Here is a 17,279-nt window from a genome sequence, read left to right on the forward strand (position 1 = left end):
CGCTCCTGCCGGGCGGGGCGTCAGGCGGTGGGGACCTCGACGCCGAGCACCGCCTGCTCGTCCGGGCGGTGCACCAGCACGTCGGCCAGGAACGACTGCACGGCCGGGGCCATCCCGACGTCCCGCCCGGCCCGCTCGGAGAGCAGCCACTTGTGCTCGATGATCTGCGCGAAGAGCTCCTGCGGCTCCAGCTTGCGGCGCAGGTGCGCCGGCACGGCCCGCACCACCGGCTCGAAGACCTCGGTCAGCCAGCGGTGCGCGGCCTGCTGCTCGTCGGTCAGGTAGCTCTCGGCCCGGTAGGCGTCGAGGTCGTTGAGCAGCCGGCGGGCCTGGTTCTCCTCGGCGTCCAGGCCGGTCAGGCGCAGCAGCCGTCGGGTGTGGTAGCCGGCGTCGACCACCTTCGGCCGGATCAGGTAGCGCCCGTTGTCGATCGTGGACATCGCCACCTCGGCGACGTCGAAGCCCAGCTCGTTGAGGCGGCGGATCCGCCCCTCGACGTCGTGCCGGGCCTCCCGCTCGACCTGCTGCTCGTAGGTGATCTCGTGCCACAGCCGCTCGTAGCGCTGCACGACCTCCTCGCAGACCACCTCCGGGTCGATCGAGGCGTGCAGCAGCCCGGCGGCCTGCAGATCGAGCGCCTCGCCGAAGATGTTGACCCGGGCGATCTCCAGGTCCTCGCCGCGCTGCCCGTTGGACAGGGAGTGGTGCAGCGCCCCTGTCTCGGCGTCCACGAGGTAGGCGGCGAACGCCCCGGCGTCCCGGCGGAACAGGGTGTTCGACAGCGAGCAGTCGCCCCAGAAGAAGCCGGTGAGGTGCATCCGGACGATCAGGGCGGCGAGCGCGTCGAGCAGCCGGCCCATCGTCTCGGGGCGCAGGGTGTGCGAGAAGAGCGCCCGGTAGGGCAGCGAGAACTGCAGGTGCCGGGTGATCAGCACCGACTCGAGGGGTTCCCCGTCCTCTGTCTGCCGGTCGGCGACGATCGCCACCGCCTCCACCGACGGGAAGTCGATCCGCTCCAGGGCGCGCAGCAGGTCGTACTCCCGCTCGGCGATCCGCTCGCGGGTCTCCTTGAACGCGTAGACGTACTCACCCAGCCGGACGAAGCGGACGATGTGCCGGGAGATGCCCTGGGGCAGCGCCACCAGGTGCTGCGCAGGCCACTCCTCCAGCGGGGTCGACCAGGGGAGATCGAGCAGCGCCGGGTCCACGAGGGCCGAGGTGATCCGCACGGGGACAAGTCTGACGGGTTCCCCCCGCCGAGCGCCTCCCTTCGTGGCTCGGCACACAGCCGTCCCCGGCCCGTCCCGGTCCGGCGCCGACCGGGGCCGGTAGCGTGACGGGGTGCGGGAGACCACGGCGGTACGGGGAAAGGTCCAGCTCCGGCCGGTCCAGCCGGCCGGCTGGTGGTTCGACGCGCTGCTGCTCACCGCCCTCGTCGGGTTGACCGTGGCCCTCGCCGACGAGCGGCTCTTCGGGATCGACCGCGCGATCGCCGACTGGTCGCAGGCGCACCGGCCGACGGCCGCGCACTGGACGGCGGTGATCCTCAACTACCTGGGGCAGGGCACCCCGCTGACGCTGATCGCCCTGGGGCTCGGGGTGCTGCTCGCGGTGCGGCTGAGATCCGTGCTCCCGGTGCTGCCACCGGTGCTCGCCTTCGCCCTCAGTTACCTGACGATCGGCCCGCTCAAGGTGTGGACCGCCCGACCCGCGCCCAGCGCGAGTGTCAAGAAGCCCTTCCTGCCCGCCGAGCAGACCCTCCCGTTGTTCCAGGACGAGCTGCCACTGCGGTTCGCCCAGTCCTATCCCTCGGGCCACGTCGCGAACGCGATCCTCTGGTACGGCGTCATCGCGTTGCTGCTCGCCCCGCTGCTGCGCACGTACGGCCGCACGATGCCGCCCCGGCTGGTCGCCGTGGTCCGGGTCGTGCCGCCGGTCGTGGTGCTCTGCACCACCACCTACCTGGGCTGGCACTGGCTGACCGACTCGGTGGCCGGGCTGCTGCTCGGGCTCCTCCTCGACCGGCTGCTGCACCGGGTGCCCTGGGACGACCTGCCGTTGCCGGGCGCGCTGCGGGACTGGAACCGTCCGTTCATCTCCGCCCCATAGGGTCCCGCCGTGGATCAACTGGCGCGCCGGCTGGGCGTAGCAGACGCGGTGGTCATCGGCCTGGGGTCGATGCTCGGCGCGGGCGTCTTCGTGGTCTTCGCGCCCGCCGCGGCGGCGGCCGGCGGGGCCGGGCTGCTGGCGGCCCTCGTACTGGCCGGCCTCATCGCCTTCTGCAACGCCACCAGCTCGGCCCGGCTCGCGGCCCGCTACCCGGAGTCCGGCGGCACCTACGTGTACGGGCGGGAGCGGCTGGGCCCGTTCGCCGGGTTCGTGGCCGGCTGGGGTTTCGTGGTCGGCAAGACGGCGAGCTGCGCGGCGATGGCGTTGACCATCGGGGCGTACCTCTGGCCGGGGCAGGCCCGGCTCGTCGCCGTCGGCGCGGTGGCGGCGGTGACCGCGGTGAACCTGCGCGGCGTCGGCAGGACCGCGACCGCGACGAAGGTGCTGGTCGCCGTGGTGCTGGCGGTGCTGGCGCTGGTCGCGGTGGCCGGCGCGCTCGGCGGCGACGTCTCGCTCGACCGGCTCGGCGACCTCGACGGCGGCGGGCGGGGCGTGCTCACCGCCGCCGGGCTGCTCTTCTTCGCCTTCGCCGGGTACGCCCGGATCGCCACCCTCGGCGAGGAGGTACGCGACCCGGAGCGGACCATCCCCCGGGCGGTCCCGCTGGCCCTCGGCGTGGTGCTGGCGGTCTACCTGGTGCTGGCGGTCGTGACCGTCGGCGTGCTCGGGGCCGACCGGCTGGCCGCATCCGCCGCGCCCCTGGCCGACGTGGTGACGGCCGCCGGGCTGCCCGGGCTGTCGTGGCTGGTGCGGGCCGGCGCGACCGTGGCGGTGACCGGGGTGCTGCTCTCCCTGCTCGCCGGGGTGGGCCGCACCGCGCTGGCGATGGCCCGCCGGCGCGACCTGCCGGGGGCGCTCGCCGCCGTCCACCCGGTGCACCGGGTGCCGCACCGGGCCGAACTGGCCGTGGCCGCCGTGGTGGTGGCGATCGTGCTGCTGGGCGACGTCCGCGACGCGATCGGCTTCTCCAGCTGCACCGTGCTGGTCTACTACGCGATCACCAACGCCGCCGCGCTGACGCTGGGCCGCGACCCGGGCCGGCGGCTGCCGGTGCGGGCGCTGGCCGTGCTGGGGCTGGTCGGCTGCCTGCTGCTCGCGGTCAACCTGCCGCTGTCCAGCGTGCTCGCCGGCGCCGCCGTGCTCGCCATCGGCGCCCTCTGGTACGCCCTGCGCCCCCGCCGGGCCTGACGCCGCATCCGGGACCGGCGTGGCGGCGGGTCGGTCGGCCCGTCACTCCTCCGGCTGCCGCGGTGTGGGCGTGACCGGGTCCTCCGGCACCGGTGGCGCGGCCTCGCGGAGCAGGGCGTTCAGGCCGGCCCGGCGGGCCACCACCGTCAGCCGGTCGCCCGCGACGATCACCAGGCGCGCGTCGGGCGCCCAGTCGAGGCGCTGGCCGGCCCGGGCGTGCGCCAGCAGGCGTACGCTCTCGGCCCGCCCGACGGCGGCGAGCGGCCGGCCGTCCAGCGCCGATCCGGCGGCGACGCTGACCTCGGTGACCAGCAGCGCGTGCCGGCCGACCGGGATCGTGGCGATCACGGCGCGGTCCAGCAGCGCGGCCGCGAACGACGGCGCGGCGAGGTAGGACACGCTGCGCGAGACGCCGATGCCGAACGCCTGCTGGATGCGTTCGGCGAAGTGGCCGTCGAAGAGGCGCAGCACCACCTGGAGCTCGGGGTTGACGGCCCGGCCGTTGAGCGCCGCCTGGAGGTTGGTCTCGTCGTCGGTGGAGACCACCACCAGCGCCTGGCAGCCGCCCACCGAGGCCGACTGGAGGGTCTCCTCCAGCGCGGCGTCGCCCACGATCAGCGGTACGCCCAGCCGCCGGGCCAGCGCGCCGCCGCGCGGCTCGGGCACCTTGTCGATGGCCACCACCTCGACGCCGAAGTCGCAGAGCTGGGACATCACCCGGGTGCCGACGTTGCCCAGCCCGACCACCACCACGTGCCCGGAGCGCTCCGGCTGGATGCGGCCGGAGTGCAGGGCCAGCCGGGCGTTGACGATGCCGTCGACCACCACGGCGGTGATCAGCGGGATCAGCGCCAGCCCGGCCAGGTTGAGCACCACCTGCATGACCTGCTCGGCGGCCGACTTGTTCGCATCCGGGTCCTGCCCGGTCAGCGTGGTCACGAGCGTCAGGTAGAGCGAGTCGGCCCAGCCCTGGTGCGAGGCGTAGCCGTTGAGCCAGCCGAGCACCCCGATCACCGCCAGCAGCACGATCACCGCGACGCCGATCTTGCGGGTGGCGAAGCTGCGTACGGCGCGCAACAGCACCGTCAGGGGGCGGCGACGCCGGCGGGCCCGTCTCAGCCGGCGGGCGGCCAGCTCCGTCCCGGGCGGCGTGCCGGTCGCCTCGGCGATCACCAGGTCGGCCGCGCGCCCGTCGGCGGGCAGCAGCCGGACCTGCTGCGGGTCGCGGGTGTCGGCCACCCCGCAGACCACGTCGGTCGGGCGTACGTCGTCGCGGCGGGCCACGTAGAGGGTGCGCCCGCCGTGGCGGAAATGGGTGGGGGCGACCTCGCCCAGCGCCGCGGCCACGAAGGCGGGGGCGGCCATGGAGGCGTCGGAGAGCACCGCCGAGTCGGGGAAGATCTGCCGCACCCCGTTGGCGAGGTTGGTGTTGAACATCCGCACCACCAGGCGCAGCCCGGGCTCGACCTCCTGCGCGCACAGCGCCGCGTGCATGTTGCCGACGTCGTCCTGGTGCAGCAGGGCCAGCCCGTCGGCGCCGGCCAGGCCGGCCCGACGGAAGGTGACCTCGTCGAGCCGGTCGGCGCGGACCACCTCGACGCCCTGCAGGTCGCGCCCGTCGGGCTCGTCGGAGCTGGGTCGTTCGGGCACCACCAGGGTGATCCGGACGCGGCCGGCCTCGAACTCGGTGGCGAGCAGCGCGCGCACCACCCAGTAGGCGAGGGCGTCGCGGCCACAGACCACGTAGTGCGCCCGCGCGTCGCCGTTGACCCGGAGCCGCCGGCCGGCACGCCGCGCACGATCCAGCAGGGGCTCCGCCATGCGCCGCATCGTAGTCAGCCGGTCGCGCCGGGCGCAGCCCTCTGATCATGAGCGCTGGTCGCGTCGGCATGTCCCCCGCGGCGACGGGTAGAGCAGCGGCATGCAGACGTTCCTGCCGTACCCGGACTTCCTGGCCAGCGCCCGGACGCTGGACCAGAAGCGGCTGGGCAAGCAGCGGGTGGAGACCATCCAGGTGCTGCGGGGCCTGACCTGGCCCACGTACGGCTGGCGCAACCACCCGGCCGTGAAGATGTGGGCCGGGTACGAGGAGGCCCTCACCCGCTACGGGCTGGACGTCTGCGCGGTCTGGTGCGAGCCCGGGCGGGCCGACACCTGCGCGACCACGATGACCGCCGACCTCGCCGCCGCCTGCGGCCTGACCGAGGTGCGTACGCAGTCCGCGCTGGCCGAGGCCGGGGAGCTGCCGCCGTGGCTGGGCCGCGAGGACCTGCACCGCAGCCACCGCTCGTCGCTGCTGCGCAAGGATCCCGGGCACTACGGCCCGATCTTCGGCGACGACGTCCCGACCGACCTGGAGTACGTCTGGCCCTCCTCGGACCGGCAGCGACGCTGTTTGCCACCGCCGACGTGAGTCGGGGCGCGTGAGGCGCCCGCGGTCGGGGAACGTTGCTCCTGGCAGGTCACCGGGCAGACTGGAGACCCATCCGGCGGGGAAGGTGCACATGGCGCTGTCGAAGGTGGTCGGTCGGCTCATCGGCGTACGCGAGCACGAGGTGGACCCCGGCGGTGGCGGCGCGGACCGAGTGCCGGGCCGGGTCGAGGCGGTGGTGGTCGGCGGCGGGATCGCCGGCATGTCGGCGGCGGTGGTGCTGGCCGAACGCGGGGTGGCGGTGACCGTGCTGGAGGCGGCGCCGACGCTCGGCGGCCGGCTCGGGGCCTGGCCGGAGACCCTCGCCGACGGCGCCCGGCAGATGAACGAGCACGGCTTCCACGCGTTCTTCCGGCAGTACTACAACTGGCGCTCCGTCCTGCGCCGCGTCGACCCGGGGCTCGGCTTCCTCAAGCCGGTCCCGGGCTACCCGATCCTGAGCGAGCGCTGGCCGACCGAGGAGTTCGGCAGGCTGCCGCCCGCGCCGCCGGCGAACCTGCTGGCGCTGCTGCTGCGCAGCCCGAGCCTGCGCCTGGGCGACCTGCGCGGGATGGACCGGGACGCGGCACTGCCGCTACTCACCTACGACCCGCGGCGCACCTACGCCGAGTTCGACGACACGACCGCCGACGCGCTGCTCACCTCGCTGCGGCTGCCGGACCGGGCCCGCGCGATGCTCTTCGAGGTCTTCTCCCACTCGTTCTTCAACCACGAGGCGGAGATGTCGGCGGCGGAAATGATCGCGCAGTTCCACTTCTACCTGCTGGGCAACCCGGAGGGGCTGGCCTTCGACTGCCCGGACGAGGACTACGCGACGGCGATCTGGGAGCCGCTGACGCGGCACGTGGAGAAGCACGGGGGCCGGGTGGTGACGGGCGCGGCGGTCACCGCCGTGACCCGCGAGAGCGCCGGCTGGCGGGTGACGACCGCCGACGGCACGTCGTACCCGGCCGGGCACGTGGTGCTCGCCGTCGACCCGCCCGCCCTCGCCGCGCTGGTCGCGGCCTCGCCCGGCCTGGCCGACCACGCGCCCCGGCTGGCGGCGCGGATGCCCGCGTTCGGCCGGCCCGGCCCGCCGTACGCGGTGGCGCGCTACTGGTGCGACGGGGACGTCTCCGCCGACCGGGCGGTGTTCAGCGGGGTGTCCCGGCAGCCCACCCTGGACTCGGTGACCCTCTACCACCGGCTGGAGAACGAGTCCCGCCGCTGGGCGGAACGCACCGGGGGCTCGATCGTGGAGCTGCACGCGTACGCCTGCGAGCCGGGCGTGCCCGCCGAGGAGCTGGCCGAGCGGATGCGGGCCGAGCTGACGGCGCTCTGGCCGGAGGCGGCCCGGCTGCGGGTGCGCGAGCTGCGTGCCCGGGTGGAGGCGCAGGCGCCGGCGTTCACGCCCGGCAGCCACGCCTGGCGGCCGGGGGTACGCACCGACGCCGACGGGCTCTACCTGGCCGGCGACGGCATCCGGACGGAGTTCCCGAGCGCGCTGATGGAGCGCTCGGCGGCGACCGGGATCGTGGCGGCCAACCACATCCTGCGGGCCGAGGGCGGCGCGACCGAGCCGGTCCGGTCGATCCGGCCCCGGGGCCTGCTCGCCGGGCGGGGTTGAGCAAAACGGACAAAAGGGCCGCTTGGCTGGCCTAGGCTGATCGTCTGGGATGAGCCGGGAGGTCAGCGGGATGTCGCCGCGCACGGACGACGACCCGCTCGTCGCCGACGTGCCGCGGGACGACGCGTACCCGCTGATCCGGGACGAGCGGGCCTGCGTCGTGACCGCCCTGCGGCTCGGCTGGTGGATGGCGGACGCCTACCACCACGCGCGCACCGCCGAGCTGCGCGACCCCGGGGCCGAGCGGCCGGCGGGCGCGCCGGCGAAGCTGTCCAACCTGACGGAGATGTCGGGGCGGCGGCGCCTGCAGATGTACCTGGACGGCGTGGACGTCGCGCTCGCGCAGATCGCCGAGCTGACCCGGCGCGTCGGCCCCGCGCCCGCCACCGCCGACGCCCGGGCCCGGGTGACCGACGGGTCCGGCGACGCCCTGCTGCTCGCCCTCGACGACCTCAACGTGGAGCTGCTGCGCTGGACGATGGCCACCAACCAGCGGGTGGGTCTGGCGTACCGGCTGGGGCGCTCACTGGCCGACACCGTGCGCTACGGCGACGCCGTCCGGCAGGGCGACGCCGGGCAGGTGGCGCACCGCTTCGGCGGCCGGCAGTTCGAGATCGGCCGGTGGCTGGGCGAGCTGGCCAGCGTGCTGCCCCCGTACTCGGCCGCGGTGGTCCGCCGGTCGCTGTCGGCGTGGGCGTCGGCGGTCACCAGGGCGGACGTGGGCGACCCGACCGAGGCGGGGCTGCCCGAGCTGGCCCGCGAGCTGCGCAACCAGGGCGAGTTGTGGCAGAGCGTGCTCACCGGCGGGCTGCACCCCAGGGACCTGCTCGACGAGGAGGACTACGCGATCGCCGCCCGGAACCTGATCGTCCGGGACCGGAAGCTGGTGGTGCAGGCCGTGCGGGGGATCTTCTGGCCGGTGCTCGTGCCGCTGCTCGCGGTGCTGTTCGCCGTGGTGGGGGTGAGCGCGCTCGCCGCCGCCGGTTCGCCGGTGACCCGGGCGGCCGTGGCCCTGCTCGGGCTGGGCGCCGGGCTGGCCGCGATCTGGCGTACCGTCTCGGGGCCGGCGCTCGCGGTCGCCGCCGAGGTCAACCGGCCGCTGCTGGAGAGCGAGCTGACCGCGCGGATGGCCGTACGCATCGACCGGCCCCTGGCCGCCGCGCGGGCCGCGGGCCGGGCCCGCCGCCAGCGCCGCCCCGACGAGCCGGGGCCTCGATCGAAATCCGTTGCCCCTCTCTCCCCCGCCGACCTACCGTGATCGCGCAAGGTCAACCACCGCCGCGGGAGCTGGTCATGTCGATGTCGCACGTCACCTGTGTGCCGTCGTGCCTGCCCACGCCTCCGGCGTACGGCGGCGGTCACCGCGCCGAAGACCCCGGGGGCGGCCGGCCCGACTGACGCGTGCCCGCACGACGTCGAGCCGCCCGTCCGCACCCGGACCGGGCGGCTCTTTCGTCCTCCGGTCCGCCCAGCTCGTCACCGTCACGGAGGGAGACACCGGTGGACGCCGTCCTCGTCGTCAACGCCGACCTCGGCCCGCTGCACCGGGTCACCGTCCAGCACGCGATCCGGATGCTCTGCCGGCGGGTCGCCGAGATCCACGAGGCCGAGCCGGACCGGGTGATCGGGGTGTTCCCGGTCCCCCGGGTGGTGCGCCTGGTCCGCTACGTGGTGACCCGGTGGCGGTTCAGCACCGGCCCGGCCTGGTCCCGGGCGGGCGTGCTGCGCCGCGACGGACGCTGCTGCGCGTACTGCGGGGGGCCGGCCGGCACCATCGACCACGTCCTGCCCCGCTCGCGCGGCGGGCGGAACACCTGGCGGAACACGACCGCCGCCTGCTACGGCTGCAACCAGCGCAAGGGCGACCGGACGCCGGCCGAGGCGGGCATGCCGCTGCGGCGCGAGCCGACGACCCCGACCTGGGCGTCACTGGCCGGGCGGTGACGGACCGGCCGGCGGGAACGGGGGGCCGCGTCGGGGGTACGACCCTCGGCGCGGCGCCCGCCGGCCCCCGGCGGTCAGTGCGGGGCGGGCGGGGTCCAGCCGAAGCGGGCCGGGCGGCGCTCGTGGAAGGCCGCGACGCCCTCGCGGGCCTCGCCGCTGGCCCGGACCTGCCCGTGCCACCAGGCGATCCGGTCCTCGTCCGCCCGGCCGTCGACGATCTCCTTGGCGGCGGCGACGCTGAGCTGCGACCGGGCGGCCACGGCGGCGGTGAGTTCGTCCACCCGGGCGGCGAGCCGGTCGCCCGGCAGCACCTCGTCGACCAGGCCCACCCGCAGCGCCCGCTCGGCGTCGACCAGTTCGGCGGTGAAGAGCAGGTGCTTGGCCGCGGCCGGGCCGACCAGCCGGGCCAGCCGACGGGTGGTCGGCGCCGGGTACACCAGACCCAGCCGGGCCGGCGGCACGCCGAACCGCGCGTCGGCGGCGGCGACCCGCAGGTCGCAGGCGACGGCGAGCTGGCAGCCGCCGCCCACGCACGCACCCCGGACGGCGGCGACGGTCGGTTTGCCGAAGGCCGCCAGCCGCTCCTCGGCGGCCACCGCGATGCTGGCGTCGCCGGCGTCCAGCAGCTCGTCCAGGTCGCCCAGGTCCGCGCCGGCGCAGAAGGTGTCGCCGGCGCCGGTGAGCACCAGCGCCCGCACGGCCGGATCGGCCTCCAGCCCGTCGAGCAGCTCCGGCAGCCGCCGCCACATCGCGGTGGTCATCGCGTTGCGCCGGGCCGGGTTGCGGATCACCACCGTCGCCACCGGTCCGCTCACCTCGACGAGGAGTTCCGCGTCCGCCACCGTCACCACCCCTTCGACGTCCGCCCGGCCGCCGGGAGCGGCGACGCGTCGGTGCGGCGACCATAACGGCGCGGGCCCGGCGGCGCGGCTACGTCAGGAGACGTTGAGCGCGGTGTCGTCCACGACGAAGGACGTCTGGAGCGAGGCGTCCTCGACGCCGGTGAACCTCAGGGTCACCGTCTGCCCCTTGTACGCGGCCAGCGAGAACGACTTCTGGCTGTACCCGGCGGCCTTGTTCAGGTTCGAGTACGTGGCGAGGGTCGCCAGCACCGTCCCGGAGGAGTTGAGGACCTGCACCCGCAGCGTGTCGTACGCGGTGCCGGTGGTGGTCTCCGCCGAGTCGACGTGCAGCCAGAAGCTGAAGTTGTACGACGTGCAGCCGGCCGGCAGGCTCACCGACTGGGAGAGCGTCTCGGTGCGGCTGCGGCCGTACCCGTTCATCCACGCGCTCCACGTGCCGGTGCGGGCCGGCTGCGCGGTGCCGTGCTGGCCGATCACGCCCGAGGTCTGCGCCCAGGTGGTGGCCCCCGACTCGAAGCCCGGGTTGCCGAGCTTCTGCCCCGGGCTGGTGCAGCCGCCGCCGGTGCCGTTGACCGTCAGCGTGTAGGTGGCGCTGCGGGTGACCGAGCCGGCGCCGTTCACGGTGACCGTGTAGGTGCCCGGCGCCGTGGCGGCCGTGGTGGCGACGGTGAGGGTGGAGGAGCCGCCCGAGGTCACCGAGGCCGGGCTGAACGAGGCGGTCGCCCCGCTCGGCAGGCCGGACGCCGACAGCGTCACGGTCTGCGCCGAGCCGCTGGTGGTGGCGGTCGCCACGGTGGTGGAGACCGAACCGCCCGGGTTGACCGCGCCGGAGGTCGGCGAGAGCGAGACCGAGAAGTCGTTGCCGGTCGAGCACGGCGCGTCGTTGCCGGCCACGTTCACCGCGGTCCAGGCCGCCTGGACGGTCCGGTACTCGGTGGAGCAGCTGCCGTACAGGTCGGTCGCGGCGCGCAGCGAGTACGCCCGGGCGGTGTTGGCCGGGTTGCTGGTGTTGACGTACGAGGTGTTGGAGGTGAAGTACGTGTCCAGCGCCCGCCACCAGATCTTCTCGGCCTTGGCGCGACCGATGCCCGTCACCGCCGGGGCGGAGCCGCAGATCGGCGAGGTGCCGTACGGGGTGGCCCCGGTGCCCTCGGCGAGGTTGAAGAAGAAGTGGTTGGCCACGCCGGACGAGTAGTGCACGTCCTTGTTCTTCGTGGAGGTGGACCAGCAGCTGTCGCCCGAGCCGTCCAGGGCCGGGTTGTACATGTAGCGCAGCGGCGTACCGTCGCCGTTGATGTTGATCTTCTCGCCGACCTGGTAGTCGCCCGGGTCGGCGGGGCTGTTGGCGTAGAACTCGACCATGTTGCCGAAGATGTCGCTGGTGGCCTCGTTGAGGCCGCCGGACTCGCCGGAGTAGGTCAGGCCGCCGGGGACCACGTTCTCGGTGACGCCGTGGCTCATCTCGTGGGCGGCCACGTCGATGGAGACCAGCGGCCGGGAGTTGCCGCTGCCGTCGCCGTACGTCATCCGGGAGCCGTCCCAGAAGGCGTTGACGTAGTTGTTGCCGTAGTGCACCCGGCTGGGCACGCCCCGGCCGTCGCCGAAGATGCCGTTGCGCCCGTGCACGTTCTTGAAGTAGTCGAAGGTCCTGGCGGCGCCGTAGTGCGCGTCCACGGCGGCGGACTGCCGGTTGGAGGTGGCTCCGGTGCCCCAGGTGTTGTCGGCGTCGGTGATCGTGGTGCAGGTCGACGTGCCGTTGTTCATGTCGCACGTGGAGCCGTTGCCGCGCAGCGGGTCGATCATCTGGTACGTGCTGCCGGAGAGCGTGGTGTCCACGGTCACGCTGCCCGAGTAGACGCTGTTGCCCGTGCCGGCGACGGCCTCGATCTCGTCGTACGAGCCGATGACCTTGCCGGTGGTGGCGTCGGTGAGGACGTGGAACCGCGACGGCGTCTGCCCGTCGGGGTGCCAGCCGGTGACGACGGTCTCCCAGGCCAGCCGGCCCTTGCCGGAGCTGGCGTCGACGAACAGCTCGGGGCTGCCCACCGCCGTCAGGGTGCCGGAGAAGGCGGCGCGGGCGGCCTTCTTCGCCGCCGCGGCGGGAACCTTCGCCGTGGTGGGCAGGGTCAGCGGGGCGTCCAGACCGACCGAGGAGCCGGCGTAGCCGCCGTTCGGGGTCGTGTGGATGACGAAGTCACCGCCGTACACCCGCAGGCCCTGGTAGGTCCGGGTGTAGCGGGTGTGCGCGGCGCCGCTGGCGTCCACCTTGGTGCTGTGCACCTGGTAGGACTCGGCGCTGGTGCCCTGCACGGCGCCGGGGTTGGTACGCAGGACGCTCGCCGCGGCGGCGGCGGGTCCGCCCGGGGCCGGGGCGGTGGGGGGTGCCGCGAGCGCCGGGGTGGCGACGACGGTCAGCAGGCCGCTGGTGAGCAGGGCCGTACCGACGGCGGCAAGGGGTCTTTTCACGTGCCCTCCTGAACGGGGGTATGCGCGACAGGGATAGTCACGCATGTAGATATAACGATGTGAAGACCCAAAAGAGAAGGGGTGATCCGGATTCCGCCCGGGACACTGACCGTTCGGTGGAACCGGGGCCGGTGGGAACCGCGCCGCCGCGCCGCGCGTCCGAGCGGCATGAGATCAGCTTCGATGGCGCTCGTCAAGGTCGCGCTGGTGGTGACGCTCCTGTCCGGCTGCGCGGCGGCAGACCCGGCGGAGCGGGTGGACTCCCTGGGGTCCCCGCGACCGACACCCTCGCCGACGGCCGCCACGCCGCCCTCGCAGCCGCCGACCACGCCGCCCTCCGCACGGCCGGCGGGCACGGCGGCGCGTGTCGTGCTGACCCGCTCCGGCGGGATCGCCGGGCGCGACGACACCGTGACGGTGGAACCCGACGGCCGGTGGACCGTCGTCGACCGCGCCGGGTCGCGGCGTACCGGCCGGCTCTCCGGCGCGGACCTGGACCGGCTGCGCCGGCTCGTCGCCGACCCGGCCCTCGCCGCCGGGGCCGGCCGCCCGGCCACCCCCACCGCCTGCCGGGACGCCTTCAGCTACCGGCTGACCGTCGGGACGGTGGAGACCGGCTACGTGGACTGCCCGTCCGACGGTGACGCGCCGACGACGGCCCGCGAGGTGGTGGAGCTGCTGGTCGCGGCCACCGGCTGAGCCGATCCCCGCCGACCGGGCGGGCTCTCAGAACCGGTGGTCCGCCGGCGCACGCCCCAGCGGGCGGTCCTACCGCTCCCGGGCGCCCACTTCCTGCCCCAGACAAGCGATCGGGAGGCGGGGCCACCGGCCGCACGCCTCCCGATCATGACCAACCGCCGCCAGGTCAGCCCCGGGGGAACATCTGGCCGATGCGGATCTTGTTGCCGAACGGGTCGCGGATGCCGAAGTCGATCCCGTACGGGCGCTCCATCGGCTCGTCGGTGATCTCGACGCCCTTGGCGACCAGGTCCTCGTACGTCTTGTGCGCGTCGTCGGTGGTCATGAACAGGTACCCGCCCAACGCCCCCTTGGTGAGCAGCTCCCGGACCTGCCCGGCGGTGGCCGGGTCCAGCGCCGGCGGGCCGGGCTTCTCCAGCAGGATCTCGCGCTCCGGGTCGCCGGGCAGGTTGACCGTCAGCCAGCGCATGAAGCCGAGGTCCTGGTCGGTGTTGACCTCCAGGCCGAGCTTCCCGACATAGAAGTCGAGGGCCTCGTCCTGGTCGAGCACGTAGATCTGGGAGCGGCTGATCGCGTTCATCGTCATGCCGGGAACGCTACGGGCCGGGCCTGACCTGCTGCTTATCCAAAACTGACCTCTGCTGCCCGAAGCTGCTGGGCCGGGTCCAGGCCTTGGTGAAGCACACCGGCACGGCGGCGGTCGGCGCCTTGCGCCGCCGGTACTCCGACGGCGGCTCCCCGACGATCTGACGGAACGTGCGGCTGAACGTGCCCAGGCTGGAGAAGCCGACCGCGTAGCAGACGTCGGTGACGTCCCGGTCGGTGTGCAGCAGCAGGTACATGGCCCGCTCCACCCGCCGCCGCTGCAGGTAGCGGTGCGGCGTCTCGCCGAAGGTCGCCCGGAAGGTGCGGATGAAGTGCGCCTCGGAGACGTACGCGATCCGGGCCAGGGCGGGGATGTCCAACGGCTGGTCGTACGCGCGGTCCATGGCGTCCCGGGCGCGCAGCATGGCCCGGTTCGACTCCTCCGTCGCCCTGCTCACGCCGCCCAGCATAGGACGCCGCCCCGCCGGGTCCGTCACCTCGGCGCGGTCGCCAGGATCGTGTCGAGGCCCTGGTCGAACAGTTCGTCGTCGCTCCATCGGGTGTCGTCGAGGTGGCCCGAGGCACCGAGGGTCGGATAGGCGGTGGGATTCGCCGCGATATGCCGCCGGGCCTCGGCCCGCGCCTGCGGATCCGCCGTCTGGCGCCAGGTGGCCTCGGTGAGCGCGGCCCCGATCACGAAGTTGGCGAGCAGACGGGTGGACACGGCCAGCCGGCGACCTGAGAAGCCCCCGCGGACCAGTGCCGACTGGAGGAACTCGGTGCGCGCGAGCACGTTCGGGCCGAGCATGGGACGCCCGATCAGGTTCGCCGCCCAGGGGTGGCGAAGGATGGCCGCCCGCCAGCCCCGGGCGAGCGTGCGGACGTCGTCGCGCCAGTCGCCCACGTCCTGCGGGAGTCGCACCTCGCCGAAGATCTCATCCATGGCCAGGTCGAGCACGTCGTCCTTCGTCTTCACGTGCCAGTACAGCGCGGTGGGGGTGACGTCGAGCCGCTCGGCGAGGCGACGCATCGTCAGTCCGTCGCTGCCATTGCGGTCGAGCAGGGCCACCGCCGCGTCGACGATGCGTTGGCGGCTCAACGGCGGCGCAGTACGGCGCGGACGGGCGGGTTCCGTGCGGAGCCACACCGAGCCGGCACCGGAGCGGCCCGCTGACTCTTCGCGCGGCTCCGGGCCGGACTGGTTGAGCGTCACCCGACCACCCTAGTACGGTGCTGGAGTAACTTAACGCCGGTAGGTTGCTCGACGTATGTTAGGTTCGTCGGCCAGCGCGTCAGCCGAGGGAGGCACGACATGCCCCTGATGCGGATCCAGCTCGACACCGACCCGACGACGGCCCGTCGGGTCCTGGCACTGCACCTGGCCGGGAAGCACCACCACGAGTCCCGGGAAGCCGCCCGGAGCGAGGTCTGGCGCCACGGCCGCACGCCGGCCGCCGACCCGGTCTTCGTCGGCGTCACCAACGGCAGACCCGTCCGCCTGATCTACGACGTGGAGGTCCACCTCGACACGACTCCCTGAGGCGGGAGTGACGGAGTTCGACGTGGACGGCCGTGGCTGCCACGGGTCGCGACGCGTCAGGCGCTCAGCACGCTCGATGGACGGCCGCCTTGACCCGGTCGACTGTCGGCGCTGCCGTCAACCGGCCGGGCCACGACAGCGCCGAGCGAGAAGTTGCCTGATGAAATTTGGAGCCCCCGGCCGGGATCGAACCGGCGACATCTCGCTTACAAGGCGAGTGCTCTGGCCAGCTGAGCTACAGGGGCGTGTGGTGCCGACGTCAGCATAGCGACTGACGTCCGGATTTCCCCCTCGGCAGGCCCCCCGACCACCGGAAACGTCCCGGACCCGCCGACGGTGACCGGTAGTAGCGGTCGATTGATGTCCGCCCGTGCCCGACTGACCGGAATGTCTATGCGGCCCGTCCCATCCCGTGCTTCCCGCCTTGGCACGTGGCGCAAAGCCGTTTACCGTGCAGTGACACGGACGACATCTCGATCACCGAGACGCTGCCCGTGGGCCGGCGCATCCCCGTGCCGGCCGCTCCTTCACTCGGATCGTCCGGCACGTTCCTGCCGGTGAAAGGAAGCACCCCACCATGGCTACGGTCACCTACTCCAAGGCGTCCCGGATCTACCCGGGCCAGGAGCGTCCCGCCGTCAACCAGCTCGACCTGGAGATCGGCGACGGTGAGTTCCTCGTCCTGGTCGGCCCCTCCGGTTGCGGCAAGTCCACCAGCCTGCGCATGCTCGCCGGCCTGGAGGACGTCGACCAGGGCTCGATCCACATCGACGACCGGGACGTCACCCACCTGCCGCCGAAGGCCCGCGACATCGCGATGGTCTTCCAGAACTACGCCCTCTACCCGCACATGACGGTCTACGAGAACATGGCGTTCGCGCTCAAGCTGCGCAAGACCTCGAAGGCCGAGATCGACCGGCGGGTCAAGGAGGCGGCGGCGCTGCTCCAGCTGGAGGAGTACCTGAGCCGCAAGCCGAAGGCCCTCTCCGGCGGTCAGCGCCAGCGGGTGGCCATGGGCCGGGCGATCGTCCGCGAGCCGCAGGTCTTCCTCATGGACGAGCCGCTGTCGAACCTCGACGCGAAGCTGCGTGTACAGACCCGTACCCAGATCGCCTCGCTGCAGGCCAAGCTGGGCGTCACCACCGTCTACGTCACCCACGACCAGGTCGAGGCCATGACCATGGGCCACCGGGTGGCGGTCATGCTCGACGGCGTGCTCCAGCAGGTGGACACCCCGCGTGCGCTCTACGACACCCCGGCCAACGTCTTCGTCGCCGGCTTCATGGGCTCGCCGGCCATGAACATCAAGACCGTGCCGCTGAACGAGCGGGGCGCCGCCTTCGCCGACCTGCAGATCCCGCTCACCCGTGAGCAGGTCGAGGCGGCCCGTGCCGACGGCGGCGACAACAAGGTGACCGTCGGCTTCCGCCCCGAGGACTGCGACCTCGTCAGCCCGACCGAGGGCGGCATGCCCGTCGTCGTCGAGCTGGTCGAGGACCTCGGCTCGGACGCCAACATCTACGGCCACGCCGCGCTCGAGGGCAACAACGAGCGCTTCGTGGTCCGCACCGACCGGCGCACCATGCCGAACATGGGCGACACCGTGTTCGTCAAGCCGCGCGAGGGCCGCAGCCACGTCTTCAACGCGAGCACCGGCAACCGCATCTGACGTACGACGAGATGGGGGCGCCCGCCGATCGGCGGGCGCCCCCATCGTCTTGTCCGGCCGTGGGTCGCTGAAGGCGAAGGGGTGGTCCGCCCCCGGGGGACCACCCCTTGCCGTGTCTG

At 73.6% G+C, this 17,279-nt stretch carries 16 protein-coding genes and 1 tRNA gene; 9 read left to right on the plus strand and 8 right to left on the minus strand.

Annotated elements, in window-relative coordinates:
- Positions 1–20: 20 nt before the first annotated feature.
- Positions 21–1,229, minus strand: coding sequence for a DUF4032 domain-containing protein (locus tag V6U77_RS01005; RefSeq protein WP_334604128.1), 1,209 nt, complete (start codon positions 1,227–1,229; stop codon positions 21–23).
- Positions 1,230–1,341: 112 nt separating this feature from the next.
- Between V6U77_RS01005 and V6U77_RS01010 the strand changes: the two genes are divergently transcribed.
- Together V6U77_RS01010 and V6U77_RS01015 are read left to right on the plus strand one after the other, a co-directional pair.
- Positions 1,342–2,109 carry a phosphatase PAP2 family protein gene (locus tag V6U77_RS01010; protein ID WP_334604129.1) on the plus strand — a complete coding sequence of 256 codons (768 nt, stop codon included), beginning with the start codon at positions 1,342–1,344 and terminating at the stop codon, positions 2,107–2,109.
- A gap of 9 nt (positions 2,110–2,118) precedes the next feature.
- Positions 2,119–3,357 carry an APC family permease gene (locus tag V6U77_RS01015; RefSeq protein ID WP_334604130.1) on the plus strand — a complete coding sequence of 413 codons (1,239 nt, stop codon included), beginning with the start codon at positions 2,119–2,121 and terminating at the stop codon, positions 3,355–3,357.
- Between the two features lie 42 nt (positions 3,358–3,399).
- Here the strand turns inward: V6U77_RS01015 and V6U77_RS01020 are convergent, their stop codons facing one another.
- Complete coding sequence (locus V6U77_RS01020; RefSeq protein ID WP_442934348.1) at positions 3,400–5,178, minus strand: NAD-binding protein; 1,779 nt, start codon at positions 5,176–5,178, stop codon at positions 3,400–3,402.
- Between the two features lie 100 nt (positions 5,179–5,278).
- Here V6U77_RS01020 and V6U77_RS01025 point away from each other — a divergent pair, with 100 nt between their 5' ends.
- The 4 genes from V6U77_RS01025 (at position 5,279) to V6U77_RS01040 (ending at position 9,338) form a co-directional block, all read left to right on the plus strand.
- Positions 5,279–5,770: an MSMEG_6728 family protein gene (locus V6U77_RS01025; RefSeq protein ID WP_334604132.1), complete on the plus strand. Its 492-nt coding sequence runs from the start codon at positions 5,279–5,281 to the stop codon at positions 5,768–5,770.
- 91 nt (positions 5,771–5,861) lie between these two features.
- Positions 5,862–7,394, plus strand: a complete 1,533-nt coding sequence (locus V6U77_RS01030) for an FAD-dependent oxidoreductase (protein ID WP_334604133.1) — start codon at positions 5,862–5,864, stop codon at positions 7,392–7,394.
- 70 nt (positions 7,395–7,464) lie between these two features.
- A complete protein-coding gene (locus tag V6U77_RS01035; RefSeq protein WP_334604135.1) occupies positions 7,465–8,652 on the plus strand; it encodes a hypothetical protein in 1,188 nt (395 codons plus the stop codon).
- Between the two features lie 242 nt (positions 8,653–8,894).
- Positions 8,895–9,338 (plus strand): HNH endonuclease, encoded by a 444-nt coding sequence (locus V6U77_RS01040; RefSeq protein ID WP_334604136.1) that lies wholly within the window; start codon positions 8,895–8,897, stop codon positions 9,336–9,338.
- 74 nt (positions 9,339–9,412) lie between these two features.
- Here the strand turns inward: V6U77_RS01040 and V6U77_RS01045 are convergent, their stop codons facing one another.
- Together V6U77_RS01045 and V6U77_RS01050 are read right to left on the minus strand one after the other, a co-directional pair.
- Complete coding sequence (locus tag V6U77_RS01045) at positions 9,413–10,186, minus strand: enoyl-CoA hydratase/isomerase family protein (protein ID WP_334604137.1); 774 nt, start codon at positions 10,184–10,186, stop codon at positions 9,413–9,415.
- An 87-nt stretch (positions 10,187–10,273) separates the two neighbouring features.
- A complete protein-coding gene (locus tag V6U77_RS01050) occupies positions 10,274–12,667 on the minus strand; it encodes a M4 family metallopeptidase (RefSeq protein WP_334604138.1) in 2,394 nt (797 codons plus the stop codon).
- Between the two features lie 183 nt (positions 12,668–12,850).
- On the opposite strand from V6U77_RS01050, the gene V6U77_RS01055 reads away from it, so the two are divergent.
- A complete protein-coding gene (locus tag V6U77_RS01055) occupies positions 12,851–13,366 on the plus strand; it encodes a hypothetical protein (RefSeq protein ID WP_334604139.1) in 516 nt (171 codons plus the stop codon).
- 166 nt (positions 13,367–13,532) lie between these two features.
- Here the strand turns inward: V6U77_RS01055 and V6U77_RS01060 are convergent, their stop codons facing one another.
- The 3 genes from V6U77_RS01060 to V6U77_RS01070 are packed head-to-tail and all read right to left on the minus strand — an operon-like array spanning position 13,533 to position 15,050.
- Positions 13,533–13,952, minus strand: a complete 420-nt coding sequence (locus V6U77_RS01060) for a VOC family protein (RefSeq protein WP_334604140.1) — start codon at positions 13,950–13,952, stop codon at positions 13,533–13,535.
- 10 nt (positions 13,953–13,962) lie between these two features.
- The gene (locus V6U77_RS01065) at positions 13,963–14,421 is read right to left on the minus strand and encodes an AraC family transcriptional regulator (RefSeq protein ID WP_334604141.1); all 459 of its coding nucleotides are present in this window, start codon (positions 14,419–14,421) and stop codon (positions 13,963–13,965) included.
- A gap of 23 nt (positions 14,422–14,444) precedes the next feature.
- Positions 14,445–15,050: a TetR/AcrR family transcriptional regulator gene (locus tag V6U77_RS01070; RefSeq protein ID WP_334604142.1), complete on the minus strand. Its 606-nt coding sequence runs from the start codon at positions 15,048–15,050 to the stop codon at positions 14,445–14,447.
- A 213-nt stretch (positions 15,051–15,263) separates the two neighbouring features.
- Here V6U77_RS01070 and V6U77_RS01075 point away from each other — a divergent pair, with 213 nt between their 5' ends.
- A complete protein-coding gene (locus tag V6U77_RS01075) occupies positions 15,264–15,491 on the plus strand; it encodes a hypothetical protein (RefSeq protein WP_334604143.1) in 228 nt (75 codons plus the stop codon).
- A gap of 168 nt (positions 15,492–15,659) precedes the next feature.
- Here the strand turns inward: V6U77_RS01075 and V6U77_RS01080 are convergent.
- Positions 15,660–15,736, minus strand: a tRNA-Thr gene (locus tag V6U77_RS01080).
- A 332-nt stretch (positions 15,737–16,068) separates the two neighbouring features.
- Between V6U77_RS01080 and V6U77_RS01085 the strand changes: the two genes are divergently transcribed.
- On the plus strand, positions 16,069–17,160 hold the full coding sequence (locus tag V6U77_RS01085) for an ABC transporter ATP-binding protein (RefSeq protein WP_334604144.1): 1,092 nt from the start codon (positions 16,069–16,071) through the stop codon (positions 17,158–17,160).
- Positions 17,161–17,279: the final 119 nt, after the last annotated feature.

Source organism: Micromonospora sp. CPCC 205546, from assembly GCF_036902715.1.
Classification (GTDB): Bacteria; Actinomycetota; Actinomycetes; order Mycobacteriales; family Micromonosporaceae; genus Micromonospora.